Source organism: Halococcus sp. IIIV-5B, assembly GCF_003602035.1.
GTDB classification, from domain to species: domain Archaea; phylum Halobacteriota; class Halobacteria; order Halobacteriales; family Halococcaceae; genus Halococcus; species Halococcus salsus.
In genome coordinates this window covers 1-19,900 of the sequence record NZ_QZWE01000007.1, presented here as the reverse complement: position 1 = coordinate 19,900, position 19,900 = coordinate 1, and the positions used below count along the sequence as shown (strand labels likewise).

13 protein-coding genes and 1 tRNA gene are annotated in these 19,900 nt (G+C 63.3%); 4 read left to right on the top strand and 10 right to left on the bottom strand.

What is annotated here, in order from left to right; translation table 11 throughout:
* The first annotated feature begins 600 nt into the window (after positions 1-600).
* Positions 601-2,214, top strand: a complete 1,614-nt coding sequence (locus D3261_RS06855) for an ATP-dependent endonuclease (protein WP_120070675.1) — start codon at positions 601-603, stop codon at positions 2,212-2,214.
* A gap of 245 nt (positions 2,215-2,459) precedes the next feature.
* On the opposite strand, the gene D3261_RS06850 is transcribed toward D3261_RS06855, so the two are convergent.
* The 6 genes from D3261_RS06850 to D3261_RS06825 form a co-directional block, all read right to left on the bottom strand.
* Positions 2,460-2,532: transfer RNA gene (locus D3261_RS06850), tRNA-Gln, on the bottom strand.
* Between the two features lie 170 nt (positions 2,533-2,702).
* On the bottom strand, positions 2,703-3,134 hold the full coding sequence (locus D3261_RS06845) for a metal-dependent transcriptional regulator (protein ID WP_120070672.1): 432 nt from the start codon (positions 3,132-3,134) through the stop codon (positions 2,703-2,705).
* 40 nt (positions 3,135-3,174) lie between these two features.
* Complete coding sequence (locus D3261_RS06840) at positions 3,175-3,657, bottom strand: ferritin-like domain-containing protein (protein WP_120070956.1); 483 nt, start codon at positions 3,655-3,657, stop codon at positions 3,175-3,177.
* 85 nt (positions 3,658-3,742) lie between these two features.
* Positions 3,743-4,954: a Fe-S cluster assembly protein SufD gene (gene sufD / locus D3261_RS06835; protein WP_120070669.1), complete on the bottom strand. Its 1,212-nt coding sequence runs from the start codon at positions 4,952-4,954 to the stop codon at positions 3,743-3,745.
* 18 nt (positions 4,955-4,972) lie between these two features.
* Positions 4,973-6,406, bottom strand: a complete 1,434-nt coding sequence (sufB, locus tag D3261_RS06830; protein ID WP_120070667.1) for a Fe-S cluster assembly protein SufB — start codon at positions 6,404-6,406, stop codon at positions 4,973-4,975.
* 36 nt (positions 6,407-6,442) lie between these two features.
* Positions 6,443-7,348 (bottom strand): ABC transporter ATP-binding protein, encoded by a 906-nt coding sequence (locus D3261_RS06825; protein WP_120070664.1) that lies wholly within the window; start codon positions 7,346-7,348, stop codon positions 6,443-6,445.
* Between the two features lie 218 nt (positions 7,349-7,566).
* Here D3261_RS06825 and D3261_RS06820 point away from each other — a divergent pair, with 218 nt between their 5' ends.
* Positions 7,567-9,438 carry an ABC transporter substrate-binding protein gene (locus D3261_RS06820; protein WP_120070662.1) on the top strand — a complete coding sequence of 624 codons (1,872 nt, stop codon included), beginning with the start codon at positions 7,567-7,569 and terminating at the stop codon, positions 9,436-9,438.
* 87 nt (positions 9,439-9,525) lie between these two features.
* Positions 9,526-11,196 carry a gamma-glutamyltransferase family protein gene (locus D3261_RS06815; protein WP_120070660.1) on the top strand — a complete coding sequence of 557 codons (1,671 nt, stop codon included), beginning with the start codon at positions 9,526-9,528 and terminating at the stop codon, positions 11,194-11,196.
* Positions 11,197-11,274: 78 nt separating this feature from the next.
* Here D3261_RS06815 and D3261_RS06810 read toward each other — a convergent pair whose 3' ends face one another.
* From D3261_RS06810 to D3261_RS06800, 3 genes are all read right to left on the bottom strand, one after another.
* A complete protein-coding gene (locus D3261_RS06810; protein WP_199693944.1) occupies positions 11,275-12,069 on the bottom strand; it encodes a hypothetical protein in 795 nt (264 codons plus the stop codon).
* A 240-nt stretch (positions 12,070-12,309) separates the two neighbouring features.
* Complete coding sequence (locus D3261_RS06805) at positions 12,310-13,563, bottom strand: OFA family MFS transporter (RefSeq protein WP_120070657.1); 1,254 nt, start codon at positions 13,561-13,563, stop codon at positions 12,310-12,312.
* A 138-nt stretch (positions 13,564-13,701) separates the two neighbouring features.
* Positions 13,702-14,280, bottom strand: a complete 579-nt coding sequence (locus D3261_RS06800) for an LURP-one-related/scramblase family protein (RefSeq protein WP_120070655.1) — start codon at positions 14,278-14,280, stop codon at positions 13,702-13,704.
* A gap of 382 nt (positions 14,281-14,662) precedes the next feature.
* On the opposite strand from D3261_RS06800, the gene uvrA reads away from it, so the two are divergent.
* Complete coding sequence (uvrA, locus tag D3261_RS06795; RefSeq protein WP_120070652.1) at positions 14,663-17,605, top strand: excinuclease ABC subunit UvrA; 2,943 nt, start codon at positions 14,663-14,665, stop codon at positions 17,603-17,605.
* 15 nt (positions 17,606-17,620) lie between these two features.
* Here the strand turns inward: uvrA and D3261_RS06790 are convergent.
* On the bottom strand, positions 17,621-19,900 hold a 2,280-nt coding region (locus D3261_RS06790), incomplete at its 5' end, for an amino acid permease (RefSeq protein WP_120070649.1).

Here is a 19,900-nt window from a genome sequence, read left to right as displayed (position 1 = left end):
ACCAATCTCTCAGTGAAACCAATGACAGGCTCGAAAACAAAATCACTAAAGAGATGCGTGAATACACCTTTTTGCAGAATGTTTGCAATTTGAGAGAACTACCAAACACTCAAATGTATATGTTCGGACTAACTGTATACCTGATGAGATTCCACTCAAAGCATATGGAGAAATCAGAACTTAGTTGAGTAATAGTGAGATCGAGGCTCTGGATGTTATCCGAACTGCTGAAGACCAGCTATCGAAGGAAGCGGTTTGTAAGTAAATATCTGTCGGAAATGAGTAAACAAGGGTCTACTAAACAACCTCAATCAATTGAGATATATCGAGAAACTGTACAAACCTGATCCATACCCAACAATATTCTCAGGATAGAGTCCCTTTATTCATTATTAGTCATAGGCAGTTTCGTGTTAGATATTGACAAGGAGCCAATCTTCTCTATAATGAGTATGATTGAAGGGAGTTACATCATAATATATAGTAGCATGGCTCATTCACACCCTCATCTATGTTACTCTATGATTATGCGAGCTAGTGGCCAATTTTTCCCAAAGCGATTTCTATCTAGCGAATTCATTTGAGGTTAGGAAACCCAACATGAAGATCAACAAGTTCACTACGAAAAATGAAGATGAGGTCTCATTGAGTGATTTTGTGATATTAGTAGGACCAAACAACACTGGAAAGTCACAGACTCTACGTGATATATCAGATATGATGTCAGAAGGCATTGAGAATTCTGATCCCACAATAATCTCTGATCTTGACTATCAAGGCGAAACATATAGCCAATTCGCTGAAGAATTCTCCATCAACGAAAATGCAGATATGTCAGGCAGGTATAACATTAGCGGGATTGCACCCAACCTCAATAACCGTAGTTCAGAAAATGTTCTCACAAGTCAAGTCGAAGAACTCCGTGAAGCTCAGGGGGATATAACTGGAATTAACATTGTCCGTCAGAGATTGATGAAGTTCCAGGTCGCATTCCTTGGTGCTTCTTCCAGGCTTGATATTGCCAGCTCTTGCGAAACATATGATTTTCATGAAGGCTCTCCGTCGAACATCTTGCAAAAATTATATGAGAATCCCGCTGCCCGCCAAGAACTGAGAGACGCTTTCAATAGCATATTTCAACAAGATATAATACTAGATTTCAGCAGTACTCGGAATTTCGTACTTCGAGTAGATGAGGATATGGGTGACATTGATGGGAATATATTAAGACCAACTGGAGACCCACAACAGGATCAGGCAATAGGAAGTAAAGTTGACAATCAAGGAGCAGGCTATCGAAGCTTAGCAGGTGTAGTATTAAGTTTGCTCTTGGCTCAGCGAAGAGTCGTATTGTTAGATGAACCTGAGGCTTTCCTACATCCAGCTCAAGCAAGGGAATTCGGGATTTGGCTATCAGAACACGCAAGAAGAACCCACGGACAAATCATTATTTCCACACATAATTCTCATTTCTTGGATGGTGTACTATCGGTTGATACCGACGCTACTGTTTACCGGCTCAACCGCTCAGATGATTATACTCAATATAACGAAATCTCTCGGCAGGTGATCTCGAATCTATCATCTGATTCTCTACTGTCAAGTTTGAGAGTAATGAACGGTGTTTTCCAAAAAGGAATAGTAATCTGTGAAGGCGGTTCCGATAAGTTAATATATCGATATATCGCAGACGAGATTCTTGGTGAGAGAAATGCTGTATATGTACCCTGCAACGGGAAACACAATGCACCTAAAATTGCTAATGTATTACGTGAGGGCGCTATACCTCAGGTCATTGTTGCAGACTTCGATATACTAAGCACACCCTCGATATTCCGAGATTGTTTAGAAGGGCTGAGTGGGGAGGATATGAATGATATGATGGGAAAATGTAACCAAATAAATCAGCAAATACGAGCAAGCTCTGTTGACTGGTCTAATGTAAAAGAAAATGGGTTTGCTTCTGTTCCCAATGAGATTGCTCGCCCGCTCGGAGAGTTATTACAAACATCTGAAAACTATGGACTGTATGTCGTACCCGTCGGTACTGCCGAAGGGTGGTTTGAAACCAGTGGAAAAGTATCAGAAAATATAGACGAGGCACTTAGTCAAATAGATGATGATTGTCCACCCCAGCTACAGCGATTTGTTCGTCATTTCCAACACTCACTTATTGATCAGTATGAAAATGTTGTAGTGGCAGAAGAAGCATAGTTCTACGAAATGTCCTATTTTACACACACATATATATATATGAGATTCATTATTTTTAGCGTATATCTGTGCCCCCTTTTATGTCTACACCAGGCCATTTGTACGATCCTCGATATAGTGAATCGGTGAGTCAATTTTTGCCGTTTTTCAATTGTGTGTTACATCGAATCGTAACGGACAAGTGAATATTTCGTATCTCCTCTAATCACTCAAAATAGCGTACACAAGCCGTGAAAGGACAGAGATAGTCCCGGGCAGATTCGAACTGCCGTCAACGGCTCCAAAGGCCGTTATGATTGGCCACTACACCACGGGACTTCGTTCGTTGCACTCACTCAATCCCGTGAGCATCGAAAACCCTTCGGGTTTTCTCACCACCGGAACGCTCGCTTCCCTCGCGTTCCGAGCCTCGCCTCGCTTCGTTCGGCGAGACACCACGGGACTTCGATCTCGAATATCCTCGATACGTACTTGAACGCTTCGAGAGGTCAGTCCGCCGCGCTGGGTTCGGCGTCGAGGAGTTCACAGACGTCCTCGTCGGGGGCGAAACAGTCGGGACACTCGCACTCGCGGTCGATGATGGTGTCGAGGCGTTCGGCCACCGTCTCGTCGATCACGCTTTCGAGCTGACTGGCCTCGGTGCGGTAGTCCTCGACGCCGAGCACCGAGACCAGGAAGCGCTCGATGATGCAGTAGGTCTGGAGCGAGTCGCGCGCCCGCTCGATCCCCTCGTCGGTGAGCGTCACGCCCTTGTACTTCTCGTGGTCGGCGAGCCCGCGGGCTTCGAGTTTCCCGATCATCTCGTTCGCGCTCGCGGGGCTTACGCCGAGCGAGTCGGCCAGCTTGCCGGTGGACGCCGGACCGTTCTCGACCTGCTGGACGAGATAGATCGCCTTGAGATATTGTTCTGCAGTGTTCATTGAAACCTCGTCTCCGGATCGCGTTGTCGGAATGCCGTCGTCATTCGCGTGCCTCCATGAGTTTCGTGACGTCCTCCGCCCCGTCGGCCTCCTCGGCGCGGATCCCCGCGAGCGTCTCGACCAGTCGGTCGCGCTCGATGCTGAACGTGGCCTCGCTCGCCTCGATCGCGCCGATGAGGTCGTCGTAGAACTTGTACGCCGTTTCCTCGTTCGCGAGCTGGTCGTAGAGCACGCCGTCGGTGTCGCGGTCGTGGTCGTAGTGTTCGGCCACCAGCGGCGAGATCTGGTCGAACGGGATCTGTTCGGCGTCGAGCTCGTCGATCAGCGCCGAGAGCCGGTCGCGGTGGTCCGCGGACTCCTCGGCCGCGTGGTCGAGCAGCGCCTCGATCTCGGGGTCGAGGTCCGCCTCGAACGACTGGTGGTGCTGGTTGGCGCGTGCCTCCACGACCTCCTCCAAGACCATGCCGATCTGGAGCAGGCGTGCGAGCTGGTGGTCCGAGGCCACCGGTTGGCTGACGCTCATCCCGACCACCCGGTCGAAACGCGCACGAAAATCGATACCTCCGAAGCGGTCATAGCATGATTCCGGACCCCAGGGACTTAAACGATTACTCCCGAAGGCGCGCCGCCACGAGCCCCGAGAGGTCGTCGCGGAACTCCTCGACCGCGATCTCTTCGAGCACCGGCACGAAGAACCCCTCCACGAGCATGTTCCGCGCCGTCCGCGGCGAGACCCCGCGCGAGGTCATGTAGAACAGGTCCAGTTCGTCGACCTGCCCCACCGACGCGGCGTGGGAGGCCTCGGTGTCGTGGTTGTTGATGATGAGCTTCGGCGAGGCGTCGGCCTCCGATTCGTCGCTCAGCATCAGGGTGTTCTCGCGCTGGTAGGAACTCGTGTTCCACGCGTCCCGGCCGACGTCCTGGACGCCCTCGTAGACCGACCGGGCGTGGTCGTCGAGCACGCCGCGGGTCACGAGGTCGGCGGTCGTGTGCTCGGCCTCGTGCCACACCCGCGAGGCGACGTCGAAGTGCTGGTCGTTGTGGCCGAAGAAGGCCCCGACGATGTGGGTCTCGGAGCCCTCACCCAGCAGTCGCGTCTCGACAGAGGACTTCGTGAGCCGCGAGCCGACGTTGCCCTCGATCCAGTTGATCGTGGCGTTGACGTCGGCGTGACCCCGTTTCAGGGTGTAGTCGTAGCTCGTCTCGTCGAGGTTCTGGAGCGAGCCGTACTGCACGTTGGAGTTCTCGCCCGCGGCGATCTCGACGAGTCCGGAGTAGTAGCGTTCACCCTCCACCTCGTCGCCGGTCGTCTGGCGTTCGAGGATCGTCGCCGAGCTCGATTTGCCAGTAACGACGAGGGTGTAGTTGAACAGCGACCGGGAGTTCATCCGGGTCCGCACCGTGATGTCCTCGGCGTCGACGCCATCGGGGACGACCACCACTGTGCCGGTCGAGAACAGCGCGGTCTGAAGCGCCGTGAGGTAGTTCTCCTGGGGGTCGATGACGCTGCCGAAGTGCTCGCGAACGAGCTCCTCGTGGCTGTCGAGCGCCTCGGCGATCGACATGACCTCGACCTCGTCGGGGCCCACCTGGTCCTTCTCCTCGGCCGCGTTGAGCGGGTCGACCAACGACTCGAAGTCGAGGTCGTAGAGGTTGGTCCAGTTGCGACCCGGCGTCCGGATCACGTCCGGCATGTCGAGCTCCGAGAGCGCGTCGAGCGCGTCGAGGCGCTGCTGGAGTAGCCACTCGGGCTCGTCGAGCCGGCCCGATATCTCCCGTACCTGCTCCTCCGTGAGGTTTGCGTGTAGCTGTGTACTCATGTGTCGCGAGATCGGGAGTTACCCGAGGCTCCCCTCCATCTCGAGTTCGATCAGTCGGTTGAGTTCGACCGCGTACTCGATCGGGAGCTCTTCGGTGATCGGTTCGATGAAGCCGGCGACGATCATCTGCTTGGCGTCGTCGTCGTCCAGTCCACGCGACTGGAGGTAGAAGACGTCCTCGTCGCCGATCTTTCCGACCGTGGCCTCGTGGGCCACGTCGACCTTCGACTCCTCGATCTCCATGTACGGCATCGTATCGGAGGTCGACTCGTTGTCGAACATCAGCGCGTCACACTCCACCGATGTACTGGAGTGCTCCGCGCCGTCCGAGATGTGGACCAGCCCTCGGTAGTTGGTCCGGCCGCCGTCCTTCGAGATCGACTTCGATTCGATCGTGGACTTGGTTCGGGGCGCGTTGTGGTAGACCTTCGCGCCGGTGTCGATGTTCTGGCCCTCGCCCGCGAAGGCGATCGTGATGTGGTTGTCGGTCGCACCGCGGCCCTTCAGGATGGTCGAGGGGTAGAGCATCGTGGCCTTCGAGCCCATCGAGCCCGAGACCCACTCCATCGTGCCGTTGGCCTCACAGATCGCGCGCTTGGTGTTGAGGTTGTAGGTGTTCTTCGACCAGTTCTGCACCGTGGAGTACTGGACGTGGGCGTCCTCGCCAACGAAGACCTCGACGCCGCCGGAGTGGAGGTTGAAGCTCGCGTACTGCGGGGCCGAACAGCCCTCGATGTAGTGGACCTCCGAGCCCTCCTCGGCGATGATGAGGGTGTGCTCGAACTGGCCCATCCCTTCCGAGTTCATTCGGAAGTAGGCCTGAACGGGCATCTCGACGGTGACGCCCTCGGGGATGTAGACGAAGCTCCCGCCGGACCACACCGCGCCGTGGAGCGCCGCGAACTTGTTGTCCGACGGCGGCACGCACGACGTCATGAAGTGCTCCTTGACGAGTTCGGGGTGTTCCTGGACCGCCTCGTCCATGTTGCAGAAGATGACGCCCTTCTCCTCCCAGCGCTCCTGCATGTTCTGGTAGACGACCTCGGACTCGTACTGGGCACCGACGCCCGAGAGCGCGTTCTTCTCGGCCTCGGGGATCCCGAGCTGGTCGAAGGTGTCCTTGATGTCGTCGGGGAGCTCGCTCCAGTCGTCGACGCCACCGCGGACGTCGACGTCCGGTCGGATGTACGGGACGATCTCCGCGATGTCGACCTCCGAGAGGTCGGGCTGGCCCGGCCAGTCGGTCGGCATCGGCATCGCATGGAACTGCTTCAGGGCTCGAAGGCGGCGCTCAAGCATCCACTCGGGCTCGTCCTTGTCCTCACTGATGACCCGGATGGTCTCCTCGTCGAGCGCGCCCTTCTCGGTCTTGAACGCCGAGGCCTCGTCCTTCTTGAACTCGAAGCGCGCTTCGGAGTCGGTCTCGCGCAGGTGGTCTTGGTCTGAACTCATGATTTGTTTCGTTGTGGGGTAGTGGTCGTAGCCTTATCAGGCTGTCTCGTATGCCTCTTCGCGGACCCAGTCGTAGCCCTCGTCCTCGAGGCGTTCGGCGAGCTCGGGCCCGCCGCTGGTGGCGATCTTGCCGTCGAGCATGACGTGGACGTGGTCGGGCTCGACGTAGTCGAGGATCCGCTGGTAGTGGGTGATCTGGAGGATGCCCGCACCCTGCTCGTCACGGAGCGCGTTGATGCCCTTCGAGACGTCCTGGAGGCGGTCGATGTCGAGCCCCGAGTCGATCTCGTCGAGCACGGCGATCGACGGCTCGAGGATCGCGGCCTGAAGCACCTCGTTCTGCTTCTTCTCCCCACCGGAGAAGCCCGCGTTGAGGTAGCGCTGGGCGAACGTGGTGTCCATGTCGAGCTGCTCCATCTTCTCGGCCATCAGCTCCTGGAACTCAGAGACGCTGACCTCGCCCTCGTCGACGTTGCCCTCCATCGGCGAGGTGTCGTAGCCCGAGTCCTCTTCTTCTTCCTCGTCCGCCTCGCCCTCTTCGAAGAGGTCGTCGCGCTCTTCGAGCTTGGCGTTGAGCGCCGTTCGGAGGAAGTTCACCATCGTGACGCCCTCGATCTCGACGGGGTACTGGAATCCCAGGAAGACGCCGACCGCTGCGCGTTCGTTGGGTTCGAGGTCGAGGAGGTTCCAGGTCCGCTTCTCCTCGGGGATCGTCATCCCCTCGAACTCGTCCTCGTCGAGGTGGACCAGCACCTCGCCCTCGGTGACCTCGTAGGCCGGGTGGCCCGCGATGACCTTCGCGGTCGTGGACTTGCCCGAGCCGTTGGGTCCCATCAGCGCGTGGATCTCGCCCGACGACACTTCGAGGTCGACGCCGTCGAGGATCTTCTCCCCGCCCTCCGCGACCTTCGCGTGAAGGTTCTTGAGCTGTAGCCGTGCCATGTTCCTATCACCCCCAGGTTGGCTCGTGAACCTGATAATGGTTTCCATCCACCCCCAACGATTTTCGATGATGGAAAATATCTTTCACGCTGATGAAAACGTCGTTACTCGACGAGACCGGCGAACGACCCGTCGCGACCCGCGACTCCTTTCGAATCCGTTCTGCTACGTAATTTATCGAAAGTGATTTCCGGGGTGTATTCGCGATAACGTATACCGTGACAAACGACAGCAGTGACCGGCGGACGAGGCGACGATTCCTTCTGGCGACGGGCGCGGCGGGTGCGGCCGCGCTCGCGGGTTGTTCCGGTGGGGGTAGTGATGGCGGATCGAATGGGTCGAACGGGTCGAGCGCCAACGGCAGCGGTGGTGGTTCCGACGGAGCCGCCGGCAACGCAAGCGGCGGGAACGCCACCGCCGGCGCGAGCGGCGGGTCGAACGAGCGCGGTCGGCTCGACCTCGTCAGCGCCAGCGTCTCGTCGTTCGACCCCGTCGCGGCGTCCGACACGGCCTCGGGGGCGGTGACCACGCAGGTCTTCGACGGGCTGATGACCTATCCGAACGGCGAGATCCCGGTCACGAACCTCATCGCGGCCGACTACGAGGTCTCCGACGACTACACGACCTACACCTTCTCGTTGAAGGAAGGGGTCACGTTCCACAACGGCGACGAGGTCACCGCGAACGACTTCGTCTACAGCTACGAGCGCCTCGCGGCGTCGCCGAACTCCCAGGCTGTCGCGGACATCCTCGATTCGGTCGGGATCGCCCACGAGACCGACGGCGACGACGCCTACAGACCCGGCACGCTCGCCACCGAGGCGGTCGACGACTACACCTTCCGCTTCGAGATCGAACAGCCGTTCCACGCCGCGCTCCAGGTGCTCTCGAACAACCAGTTCGCGGCGGTCCCCGAGGGGATCGTCGGCGACATCGAGGGCTACGACGGCGAGATGGAGCAGGGCGCGTTCGCGAACGACCCCGTCGGCGCGGGGCCGTTCCGATTCGCGGGCATGGATGCCGGCACCGCAGTCGACGTCGAGCGGTTCGAGAACTACCACGGCGAGGTCCCGCAGGTCTCGGGGGTCAACTGGCAGATAATCGAGGATTCGAGCTCCATCTACAACTACGTGGTCGGCCGGAACGCGGACGTCTTCAACATCCCGACCGCCCAGTACCAACAGGAGAAGGCCACGATCGAACGTACCGACGACCAGGGCCGACGCCACGGCACCTACGGCCCGCTCAAGAACGGCGAGACGGTGAACTACCTCGAAGTGCCGTCGCTGTCGGTCTACTACATCGGCTTCAACGTCCCGAACGTGCCGACGCCCGTCCGGAAGGCGATGGCGTACGCCCTCGACCAGTCCACCGTCGTCGACCAGGTGTTCAAGGGTCGCGGGCTGCCGGCGTACCACTACACCGTCCCGAGCATCTACCCCGGCGGCCCGGAGGCCTACCAGCGCCACGCGAAACAGCAGTACCCCTACGGCTACAACGAGACACAACTCGACGAGGCCCGTCGGGTGATGGAGGAGGCGGGTTACAGCCAGAACGACCCGTTCGAACTCGGGTTCACGATCTACCAGTCCGACACGTGGCTCCAGACCGCGAAGCTCCTCCGCGACCAGCTCGCGAGCGCCCACATCGAGATGACGATCCAGCAGATCCAGTTCTCGGCGTTGCTCGAACAGGTGCAGAACGGCAACGTCGAGGCGTTCACCCTCGGGTGGATCGTGCCGTGGGCCGCACCGGACGCCTTCCTCAAACACCTGAACCCCGCGACCTCGGACACCAGTGCGGCCTCGCCCGAGTCGTACTCGAACCAGCCGACCGACACCGACACCGCCCAGCGCGCCGTCTCGGCGTGGGAGACGGTCCAGAACAACCCCGCACCGACCGACGCGGCCCAGCAGGCCCGCAACGACGCTTACGTCACGATGGAGGAGGCGAACTGGGAGACGGTGGCGAGCCTCCCGGTCTACCACGAGACGACCCCGCGGTTCTGGTACGAGGCGGTCGACATCCCGCCGTTCGGGGTCGCCGGCGACTACAAACAGAAGTTCAACCGGGTCTCCATCAGCGGCTGAGACCGTCGCGTGCGAACGGGCGATCCCTCGTCGGACGGCGGATCCGGTCGGCAGGGGATTTACGATGGTGGCCGGTGGAGTGGTGGCATGCCAGCACCCGATCTCGATCGATTCACCTCCCGCCGCTCGACCGTCTACGCCACCGAGGGGGTCGTCGCCACCAGCCAGCCGCTCGCCGCCGAGGCGGGTGTCGAGACCCTCCGGGAGGGCGGCAACGCCTTCGACGCCGCCGTCGCCACCGCCGCGGCGCTCAACGTCGTCGAACCGACGAGCACGGGCCTCGGCGGCGACGTCTTCGCGCTCTACCGCACCGCCGACGGCGAGGTCGGCGCGATGTCGTCCTGTGGCGGCGCGCCCGCCGAGGCCACGATCGAGAACGTCCGCGAGTCGGTCGAGACCCACGCGGACGCCGACGAGTGGTATCCCGAAAGCCGGGGGGCGGCGGTCGACAGCGGCGGCGAGCGCGGGATGCCGTTCCTCGGTCCGCACGCCGTCACCGTCCCCGGGACGGCGCGGGGATGGGAGACGACCATCGAGCGCTTCGGCCGTGGAACCCTGAGCGACGCGCTCCAGCCCGCGATCCGCTACGCGATGGACGGCTACCCCGTCACGGAGGTCATCGCCGACCACTGGAAAGGTGCCGAGACCCTCTTCACCGACGAGAATGCCGCCGAGGCGTACCTGAACGACGGCCACGCGCCCACGGTCGGTGAGCGCATGCGTCTGCCCCAACTCGGCGAGAGCCTGGAGGCGATCGCCACCGAGGGCGCGGACGTGGTCTACGAGGGCCGGATCGGTGAGGCGATCGCCGAGGAGATTCAGTCGAAGGGCGGTTTTCTCACCACGGACGACCTCGCGGCCTTCGAGCCGACCTTCCCCGACCCGGTCTCGACGCGCTACAACGGTGCCGAGGTCTACGAACTTCCGCCGAACAATCAAGGACTGATCGCGCTCGAAGCCCTCAACATCGCGAACGAGGTCGACGCCGGTAGCTACCCCCTCGACTCGCCCGAGCGGGTTCACTACTTCGCGGAGGCCACCAAACGTGCGTTCCACGACGGCCACCGCTACATCACCGACCCGACCTACGAGGACGTACCGCCGCTCGCGTCCGGGGCGTGGGCGGCGGAGCGAGCGAACGACGTCGACGCGACCGCGAGCGACGTGAGCTTTGGCGTCCCTGACTCACACGCCGAGGACGCCGATACCGTCCTCCTCTGTGTCGCCGACGCCGCGGGCAACGTGGTCTCGTTCATCAACTCGCGCTTCGCGGGCTTCGGGAGCGGGCTGGTCGCCGGCGACACCGGGATCGCCCTCCAGAACCGCGGCGCGTCGTTCTCGCTCGACCCCGACCACCCGAACAGCCTCGAACCGGGCAAACGGCCGTTCCACACCCTGATCCCTGGGCTCGTGGACTTCGCGCCCGACGGGAGCCGCGACGATTGGGCCGCCTTCGGCGTGATGGGCGGGTTCATGCAGCCCCAGGGCCACGTCCAGACCATCTCGAACGTCGTGGACTACGACCTCCCGCTCCAGGCCGCGCTCGACCTCCCGCGATGGCGCTACCGTGAGGACGGCTCGCTCGCGATCGAGGGACGGATGGATGGAAACCTCGCGACCAAACTCGCGCGGATGGGTCACGACGTCCGGGTGCTTCCACCCGTGCAGTTCGGCGGCGCACAGATCGCGAGAAACAACGAGGGAGTCCTCTCGGGTGCGACCGAACCCCGAAAGGACGGCACCGTCGCCGGCTACTGAATCCGCACGGGTCCACCGTGGACCCGAGCACGCAGGTGTGGAGAAGTCACTCGATCGCCAGTTGCGGTGGCCGACGCCTCAGACGAGCAGCAAGACGGCGGTGTAGCCCGCCGCGCCGACCGCGAACGCCCACCACCGGCTCTCGAAGTTCTCGGGGAGCTCCTCCTTGATCACGTTGAGGATGATCCCGCCTGCCAGGAAGGCGACCAACACGGCGACGAGCGCCTCGCCGACCTCGAAGAACGCGCCGATGGCCGCCCCGACGACGACCGCGAACGAGAGCACCCACCGACCGACGTCGTGGTATCGGTGCTCGTGGTCCTCGCGCAGACTGGCGTCGTTGACGACGAAGTGCACTCCCATGGCGACGGCGAACAGGACGGTCGCCGTGGGACCGGCCCGGTCGTGGAGGAGGTAGCCGATGATCCCGTTGTAGAGCGCGAACGAGCCGATGTGGATCCAGAAGACCCCAGCAGCCGGCAGCGAGACCCCGAACGGGGTGTCGTCCTGTCGCGAGCGGGTGACCAGCCGTTCGAGACCGTAGAACACGGCGAACCCGGTGAGCGCGACGAGATAGACGTGATGCTCGAAGAAAGCCGCGACGAAGAGGTCGCTCTCCTCGAGTATCTCGCCCCGTTCTTGGAGCTCGGGGAACAGGTGAACGAAGACGTACGCGACCGAGATCCCGCCCCCGAACGAGAGCCATCCGCTTCGCGGGATACGATCGATGGCGCGGAGGCCGCCCGCGAGCAAGTGGACGACCGCGAGCGCGATGGCCGCCGCGAAAACCACCCCGGTCCCGGAGTCGAACTCGGCGAGAGCGCCCCCGACTCCCGAGGCGCTCCTCACGACCGTGGCTTCGGGTTCCCACATGGAGTGCACCAACGTCTCGAAAGCGGAACAGCCCTCGGGTGCGGTCGCACATCGAGCGCTCACCGTTCCCTACCCAGTACGGGATCCACACCCGAGACAGGCTCGCCGGAATCCCGTGTGGGACGTATCGTCGACGACACGGGGCCGATCCACAGCGACGACTAACCATCCGAGGACGGGTGCTTCAGGGGTGACGCGAGCCAACGGGACGAGAGCCCAACCAGCGGCGACCGGGAGGGGTTATTCGGGTGGTTTGAGGGCGATGGACATGAGACCCGCGAGGATCGCGAGCACGCCACCGGCGAGGAAGGTCGGCGTCCAGCCCGCGACCGCGATCAGCCAGCCCGCGACCGCGCCGCCGAGCACGCCGCCGCCGACCTTGCCCATGTAGACCAGCGCGTAGTTGCTGGAGGAGTTGGCTTCGCCGTAGTAGTCGCCGACGAGACTTGGATAGAGCGTGAACTGGGGACTCCAGAAGAAGGTGGTGACGACCACGGCGGCGATGAACCCCACCCCGGACCCCAGCCGTCCGAGCCAGACCATCGCGAACAGCCCGAGCCCCGAGACCAGTGACATCACCACGATAGCCCACTTTCGGGAGACCCTGTCCGAGACCCCACCGACGACGATCCGGCTGAGGCCGCCGACCAGGGCGAGCACCGTCGCGGAGGTGGTGGCGACCGCGGCGGCGAGCCCGAAGCTCTGGGCGAACGAGACCACCTTCGCGGTCACCAACAGGCCGGCGGCGTTGACGAACGTGAAGGTCACGAAGAGGATCCAGAACTGCCAGGTTCGGAGCACCTCGCGCGGGGTGTACTGGCGGCGGGTGTCAGCGGTCGCGGTGCCCCCGTTCGCGGCGGTTCGTTGGTCGTCATCGTCGTCGGCGAGCCAGTCCTCCGGCGGGTCGCGGAGCGCGACCGCGCCGACGAGGATGCCGACCCCGATCAGGAGACCCATGTTCCGGAGGACCTCCGAGTAGGCCCCCAGGCCCGTGTTCGCGCGGACGTACGGGATGAACACGGCGCTCCCGGCGGCGAAGGCCATCGTGCCGATCCCGGTGGTGAGCCCGCGCTTGTCGGGGAACCACTTGAGCGCGGTGTTCACCGCCACGGTGTAGACGATACCGACCCCGAGCGCGCCGAGCGAGTAGAGCAGGTAGACCTGCCAGATCGCCGTCGCGTAGGCCAATCCGAGGTATCCTCCGCCGGCGAGCACGCCCGCGACGAGGCTGATCGTTCGGGGGCCGTGGTTGTCGCGCCAGATGCCGACCGGGAACTGTGAGAGGGACTGGATCGCGACGAAGAGCGTGAAGACCACGCTGAGCGCCGAGAGCTGGACGTTGAGGTCGGCGGCGAGCGGGCCCTCGATCGACGACCAGACGTACTGGTAGGGGCTGATGAGCCCCATCATCAGGGCGGCGGCGACGACTTGCCACCACCGCGACCGCCCCAGAACCTCCTTCGCGCGTGTCCCGTGGTCGATGTCGGAGGCCACGCTACGTCGTTCGCCCCTCGTCGGATCGAACGCTACGCGACGTTCCGCACCCGTTCCACGGACGGCGACCGGTGTTCATACGCTCGATTCGCCGCTGGCCCGAATAAGTACCCCGGAATCAGCGGAATTCGCGCTCGGTCAGTTCCCCTCGATGGCGTCGATCACCATTGCGGCGGCGATCACGGCCTCCTTCGGGACGTCGCCGGTGTCGTCGACCCTCACGGTGTACTCGTCGCGGAGCGAGAACCGTCCGTCGATCGAGCCCACGTGGCCGCCACCGGCGTCGGTGATCTCGTACGAGTGGGGGATGAACGAGAAGACGTCGGAGGCGTATCTGAGGAGGTCCGCGAGGGTGCTCCCGGACTCGATCCGCGCGATGACGGACTCGTCGTCCGGGTCGCGGAGGGTCCACTTGTCGGTCAGCATCGTCCACTGCCGATCGAGCACCACGACCGGTTCGCCGGTGACGTCGTCGGTGAGGGTGTAGTTGCCGGCGACGTCGAGGATGCCCCCCGCCGTGACGGTGAACACCGGGTCGCCGTCCGGGCCGACGAACGGGAACTCCTCCTTCAGCCGGAACATCTTCTGTGAGCCCTTGAGGACCACGTCGCCCGACGAATCGTAGGCCCGGTACTTGTTCCGGACCAACGATTGGACGACTCGGTACTCGTCGTCGGTGAGTTCGATGCCCGCGAGAGCGTCGTCGGTGCGTGACATTGGTCGGTTCTCGCCGGTCGAAGTGAAATAGTTTCGCACGAACGCCGTGGGGAGCGGGGGCGGGGCCGTCGTCCGGCGGCGGTACGGTGGCGGCCGCGGTGCGGTTGCGGTCAGCGGTTGCAGTGCGGAGCCTGGCGGATGAAGGGCGAGCGCCCGGAGGGCGCGAGGGCTTCGGCGGTGCGGTGCTGTGCGGTTGCGGAGGTGCTAGTGGTAGTACCGCGAGCGAACGGAGTGAGCGAGCGGGCCGAGGAACCCCCGAGTGAAACGAGGGGGTGACGCTGGCTTTTGATCCACATTTTGCTAGGGAGCGAACGAAGTGAGCGACCGCAGCAAAAGGTGGGGAACCGACAGGGTTTCACTCCCGGCGACCCCAGCGAACACAATGAGTAAGGACGCCATCGAGGTCCGAGGAGCCGAAGAGCACAACCTCAAAGACCTCGACGTCACCATCCCGCGCGACGCGTTCACGGTCGTCACCGGGTTGTCGGGATCCGGCAAATCCTCGCTGGCCTTCGAGACCGTCTACGCGGAGGGCCAGCGCCGATACATCGAGTCGCTCTCCGCCTACGCACGGAACTTCCTGGGTCAGATGGACAAGCCCCAGGTCGAAACAGTGGAAGGGCTCTCGCCGGCGATCTCGATCGACCAGAAGAACGCCGCCAACAACCCTCGGTCCACGGTCGGGACCGTCACCGAACTCCACGACTACCTTCGCCTGCTCTACGCCCGCGTCGGCGTGCCCCACTGTCCGGACTGTGGGCGCGAGGTCGGCGAGCAGTCCGCCCAGCAGATGGTCCGGCGGATCCTCGAACTGCCCGAGGGGACGCGGGCGAAGGTCGCCGCGCCCGTCATCCGCGACCAGAAGGGGGCCTTCGAGGACCTCTTCGACGACCTCGTGAGCGAGGGCTACTCGCGGGTGGAGGTCGACGGCGAGAGCTACGACCTCGCGACAAACAGACCGGAACTCGACGAGAACTACGACCACACCGTCGACGTGGTGGTCGACCGCGTGAAGATCAGCGAGAACGCGCGGTCGCGGATCACCGACAGCGTCGAGACGGCGCTCGAAGAGGCCGACGGCGTCCTCAAAGTCATCCTCCCCGACCCACCCGAGGACGCGGACCTCGGTGGGGCCGTAGCACGTGCGACCGGCGACCTCGCGGGTGAGGCCGACGACCGTGCGGTGGTCGAGTTCTCCGAAGCCCTCGCGTGTACCCACTGTGGGATCGACATCTCCGAGATCGAGACCCGGAGCTTCTCGTTCAACAGCCCGCACGGGGCCTGCCCCGAGTGTGAGGGTATCGGCGAGACCAAGGAGGTCGACCGGGATCTCGTTGTCCAGGACCCCGAGAAGCCCCTCAAAGAGGTCTTCGAACCCTGGAGTTACTCCCGGTCGTACTATCAGACCCGGCTCGACGCCGTCTCGGACCACTTCGGTGTCTCGCTCAGCACGCCCTTCGAGGACCTCGACCCCGACGTTCAGGACGCGTTTCTCTACGGCACTTCCCGGAAGGTCGTCTTCGAGAGCCGAACGCGGAACGGCACACGGCGCAAAGAGAAACGCTTCGAGGGCGTGATCCCGAACCTCGACCGTCGGTACGTCGAGACCGAGAGCAAGAGCACGCGCGAGCACATCGAGAAGTACATGGCCGTTACGACGTGCCCGGCCTGTGAGGGGACCCGCCTCAAACCCGAGAGCCGCGCGGTACTGGTCGACGACACCCCGATCACCGACGTGAATCGGATGTCCATCGGCGACGCGCTCGCACACTTCGAGGGGATGGAGGACGGGATGTCCGACCGCGACCGCACCATCGCCGAGGAGATCCTGAAGGAGATCCGGTCGCGACTCGGGTTCATGTGCGAGGTCGGACTCGAATACCTCACCCTCGACCGCCAGGCCGCCACGCTCTCCGGTGGTGAGAACCAGCGCATTCGACTCGCGACCCAGATCGGCTCCGGGCTGGTGGGCGTGCTCTACGTGCTCGACGAGCCCTCGATCGGACTGCACCAGCGCGACAACGATCGATTGTTGAACACCCTCGAAGAGCTCCGCGACATCGGCAATACACTACTCGTCGTCGAACACGACGAGGCCACGATGCGCCGGGCCGACGAGGTGATCGATATGGGCCCGGGCCCCGGCAAGCGCGGCGGCGAGGTCGTCGCCCAGGGCACCGTCGAGGAGATCGAGCAGGTCGAGGGCTCGATCACGGGTGAGTACCTCTCGGGACGGCGGGCGATCCCGGTGCCCGAGGAGCGCCGCGAACCCCAGGGCGAGATCCGGATCCGCGGGGCGCGCGAGCACAACCTCGCGAACCTCGACGTCTCGATCCCGACCGGTTGTTTCACCGCCATCACGGGCGTGTCGGGCTCCGGGAAGTCCACCCTGATGCACGACGTGCTCTACAAGGGCCTCGTTCGCGAGATGAACGACAACAGAACTGTCGACCCCGGCGAGCACGACGCCATCGAACACGAGGACATCGAGACCGCGAGGCTGATCGACCAGTCGCCGATCGGCCGTACGCCCCGCTCGAACCCCGCGACGTACACCGGTGTTTTCGACCACGTCCGCGAGCGGTTCGCGAGCACAAACCTCGCCAAACAGCGTGGCTACGAGAAGGGGCGCTTCTCCTTCAACGTCAAGGGCGGGCGGTGTGAGGCCTGTGGCGGGCAGGGCACCGTCAAGATCGAGATGAACTTCCTCTCGGACGTCCACGTCCCCTGCGAGGAGTGCGGCGGCGCGCGCTACAACGACGAGACCCTCGAGGTCGAGTTCAAGGGCAAGACCATCGCGGACGTGCTCGATATGAGTGTCGAGGAGGCCTACGAGTTCTTCGAGGCCGACACCCGACTCAAGCGTCGGCTCCAGCTCCTCCGCGACGTCGGGCTGGACTACATGCGCCTCGGCCAGCCCTCGACCACCCTCTCCGGGGGCGAGGCCCAGCGCGTCAAGCTCGCCGAGGAGCTCGGGAAGAAGCAGACCGGCGACACCCTCTACCTCCTCGACGAACCAACCACGGGGCTCCACTCGGCCGACGAACGCAAGCTCATCGGAGTGCTCCAGCGCCTCGTCGACAACGGCAACACCGTCGTCGTGATCGAACACGAACTCGACCTCGTGAAGAACGCCGACCACGTCATCGACCTCGGTCCCGAGGGCGGCGAACACGGTGGCGAGGTCGTCGCGGCCGACAGCCCGGAGGCCATCGCCCACGACGAGGACTCCCACACCGGGCGCTACCTCAGGGACCTCCTCCCGGCTGTGGAACTCGACGGACCGCGTTCGGACCGCCGGGTCAGCGCGGCGAGCGACGACTGACCGGAACGGATCGAGTTACGACCCGCCGTTGCGGGCCCGCCGGAACCACCGTGAGAGCCGGGATCGGAGGTCGAGCCGGCGTTTCGCCATGATGACCGTGCCGTCGGCCTCCAGACCGACGGCCTCGGGGGTCGCGCCGAACACTAGGCGCTGGAGGAGCCCTTCGCGACTCGCACCCACGATCGTGAAGCCGTGGTCGGCCGAGAGCGAAGCGATCGTCGGGACGACCTCGTCACCCTCGACTACGTCGCCCGCGACGTCCTCGGACTCGACGACGGCGGCCGTGGTCTCGACGTCGCGTTCCGCTCGCTCCCGCTCGTCCGCGGACGCGTCCGGCGGCACGACCGAGACCACGCGAACGTGGGCGTCGTTCGCTCTCGCGAGCGCGCTGGCGACCTCGGCGGCGTACGCCGCGTGCGGGCCGCCCGCGGTGGGGACGAGGATCGATCCGACCGCGGTCGGCGGACCGATCCGCTCGACGAGGACGTCACACGGTGCGTCGGTGGCGACCCGGTCGACGTTGCTCCCGAGCACGAAATCCCGGCGACGGCTCCGGCCGCGCCAGCCCAACAGGATCTCGTCGACGTCCTCGGCTTCGGCCGTCGTGATGATCGCGTCGGCGACGTCGTGGCCGATCCTGACCGTGCCGCCAGCGGGAACCCCCGCCGCTTCGGCGGTCTCGATGGCCTCTTCGAGGAGTTCGCGCTTCGTCTCGACGAACTGCCGACCCTCTTCGACCGGGGTCTGACGGGGGACCGTGACGACGCTCATCACCCGGATCTCGGCGTCGCGTTCGCGCGCGAGGTCGATTGCGGTCCGGAGGAGCCGGTCGGTCGTCTCCGGGTTCGCGAGCGGCACGAGGATCCGCCGTTCGCGCTCCTCGGGGGACTCCGCCGCGAGCACCGTCGGAGTCTCCGCCTCGCGCTCTTCGGCCTGTTTGCCCTTCGAGTAGCCGTAGAACACCGCGAGCCCGATGACCATCCAGACCCCGGTGACGGCGAGTGCGACGAGCCCCTCGTTGCTGGTGCCGATCCCGATGGCTTCGAGCCCGAGTTCGTAGATCAGGAAGGGCAGGAGCACGACTTGGGCGGCGATCCCGATCAGCGCGGGCCAGGGCATGAACGGCACCGTGAAGGTACGGTCCAGGTCCGGGTGGGTGGTCCGCATCCGTATCAGCGCCCAGTTGACCTGGATGAATAGTAGTATAAACATGATGTCGGCCGAGGCCGCGACGCTCTCGATCGGGAGCGTGACCGACATCGCCACGATCAGCACCGTCGAGAGCAGGATGGCGACGTGGGGCGTGCGGCGCTCGGGGTGGATCCGTTCGAAGACCGCGGGGAGTTCCCGATTTCGCCCCATCGCGAACGACACCCGGCTCGACGAGTACACGGTCGCATTGAGCGCGCTCGACGTGGCTGCCACCCCCGCAACGAGCAGGAGGAGTGCACCGTAGGGCATGAACTGGTTGGCCGCCTCGACGATGCCGAGCTCCCCGAGCCCGCCGAGCGCCTGCCACGTCGGTGTGCCCGCGCTCACACCCGCCAACCCCGCGATCTCCTGCGTGACGTCGATCCCGCCGATCGCGACGAACGCGACGAGGACGTAGATGGGGACGACGACCGCGAGCGAGTAGAACACCGCCTTCGGCACGTTTCTTCCGGGATCTTTGACCTCCTCACCGGACTGGACGATGATCTCGTAGCCCTCGAACGCGATGTAGGTGAAACCCATCGCGCCGATGATCCCGAACACGCTGTTGGGTGCGAACGAGGGGCTCGAGAGGAACTTTGCGGGCCAGTCGGGGGTGGTGAGGGTGGCGTACGCGCCGAAGACGATGAACAGCCCGAGGATCACGAGCTTGACGACGACCACTACCACCTCGGCGCGACCCGTCTCCTCGGCTCCGCGATAGTTGACGTAGCCGAAGCCGACCGCCACCAGCGCCGCCAACAGGCGCTCGGCCAGCGAGTGGGTGAGGAAGCCGAAGAACACGAAGTTCTCGGTGAGCGGCGTCACGGTGACGAGGAACTCCGTGAAGTAGGTCCCGAAGGTCACGGCGTAGAGCGCGCACGCGACGGCGTGGGCGAACCAGCTCATCCACCCGGCGTAGAAGCCGTTCGGCTCGACCAGTGACTCCGCGACCCAGAGGTAGCCCCCACCGGCCTCGGGGAACGCGCCACCGAGCTCGGCGTAGGACATCGCGGTGAACAGCGCCACGAAGCCGTTGATCAAGAACGCCACCGTGAGCGCGGGGCCCGCGATCCCGGCGGCGAAGCCGGTGAGCGCGAAGAT

Excerpts from the sequence above, each read along its gene's own strand:
- D3261_RS06855 (WP_120070675.1), top strand. The coding sequence starts at position 601 with ATGAAGATCAACAAGTTCACTACGAAAAATGAAGATGAGGTCTCATTG.
- D3261_RS06845 (WP_120070672.1), bottom strand. The coding sequence starts at position 3,134 with ATGAACACTGCAGAACAATATCTCAAGGCGATCTATCTCGTCCAGCAG.
- D3261_RS06840 (WP_120070956.1), bottom strand. The coding sequence starts at position 3,657 with ATGAGCGTCAGCCAACCGGTGGCCTCGGACCACCAGCTCGCACGCCTG.
- sufD (WP_120070669.1), bottom strand. The coding sequence starts at position 4,954 with ATGAGTACACAGCTACACGCAAACCTCACGGAGGAGCAGGTACGGGAG.
- sufB (WP_120070667.1), bottom strand. The coding sequence starts at position 6,406 with ATGAGTTCAGACCAAGACCACCTGCGCGAGACCGACTCCGAAGCGCGC.
- D3261_RS06825 (WP_120070664.1), bottom strand. The coding sequence starts at position 7,348 with ATGGCACGGCTACAGCTCAAGAACCTTCACGCGAAGGTCGCGGAGGGC.
- D3261_RS06815 (WP_120070660.1), top strand. The coding sequence starts at position 9,526 with ATGCCAGCACCCGATCTCGATCGATTCACCTCCCGCCGCTCGACCGTC.
- D3261_RS06810 (WP_199693944.1), bottom strand. The coding sequence starts at position 12,069 with ATGTGGGAACCCGAAGCCACGGTCGTGAGGAGCGCCTCGGGAGTCGGG.
- D3261_RS06800 (WP_120070655.1), bottom strand. The coding sequence starts at position 14,280 with ATGTCACGCACCGACGACGCTCTCGCGGGCATCGAACTCACCGACGAC.
- uvrA (WP_120070652.1), top strand. The coding sequence starts at position 14,663 with ATGAGTAAGGACGCCATCGAGGTCCGAGGAGCCGAAGAGCACAACCTC.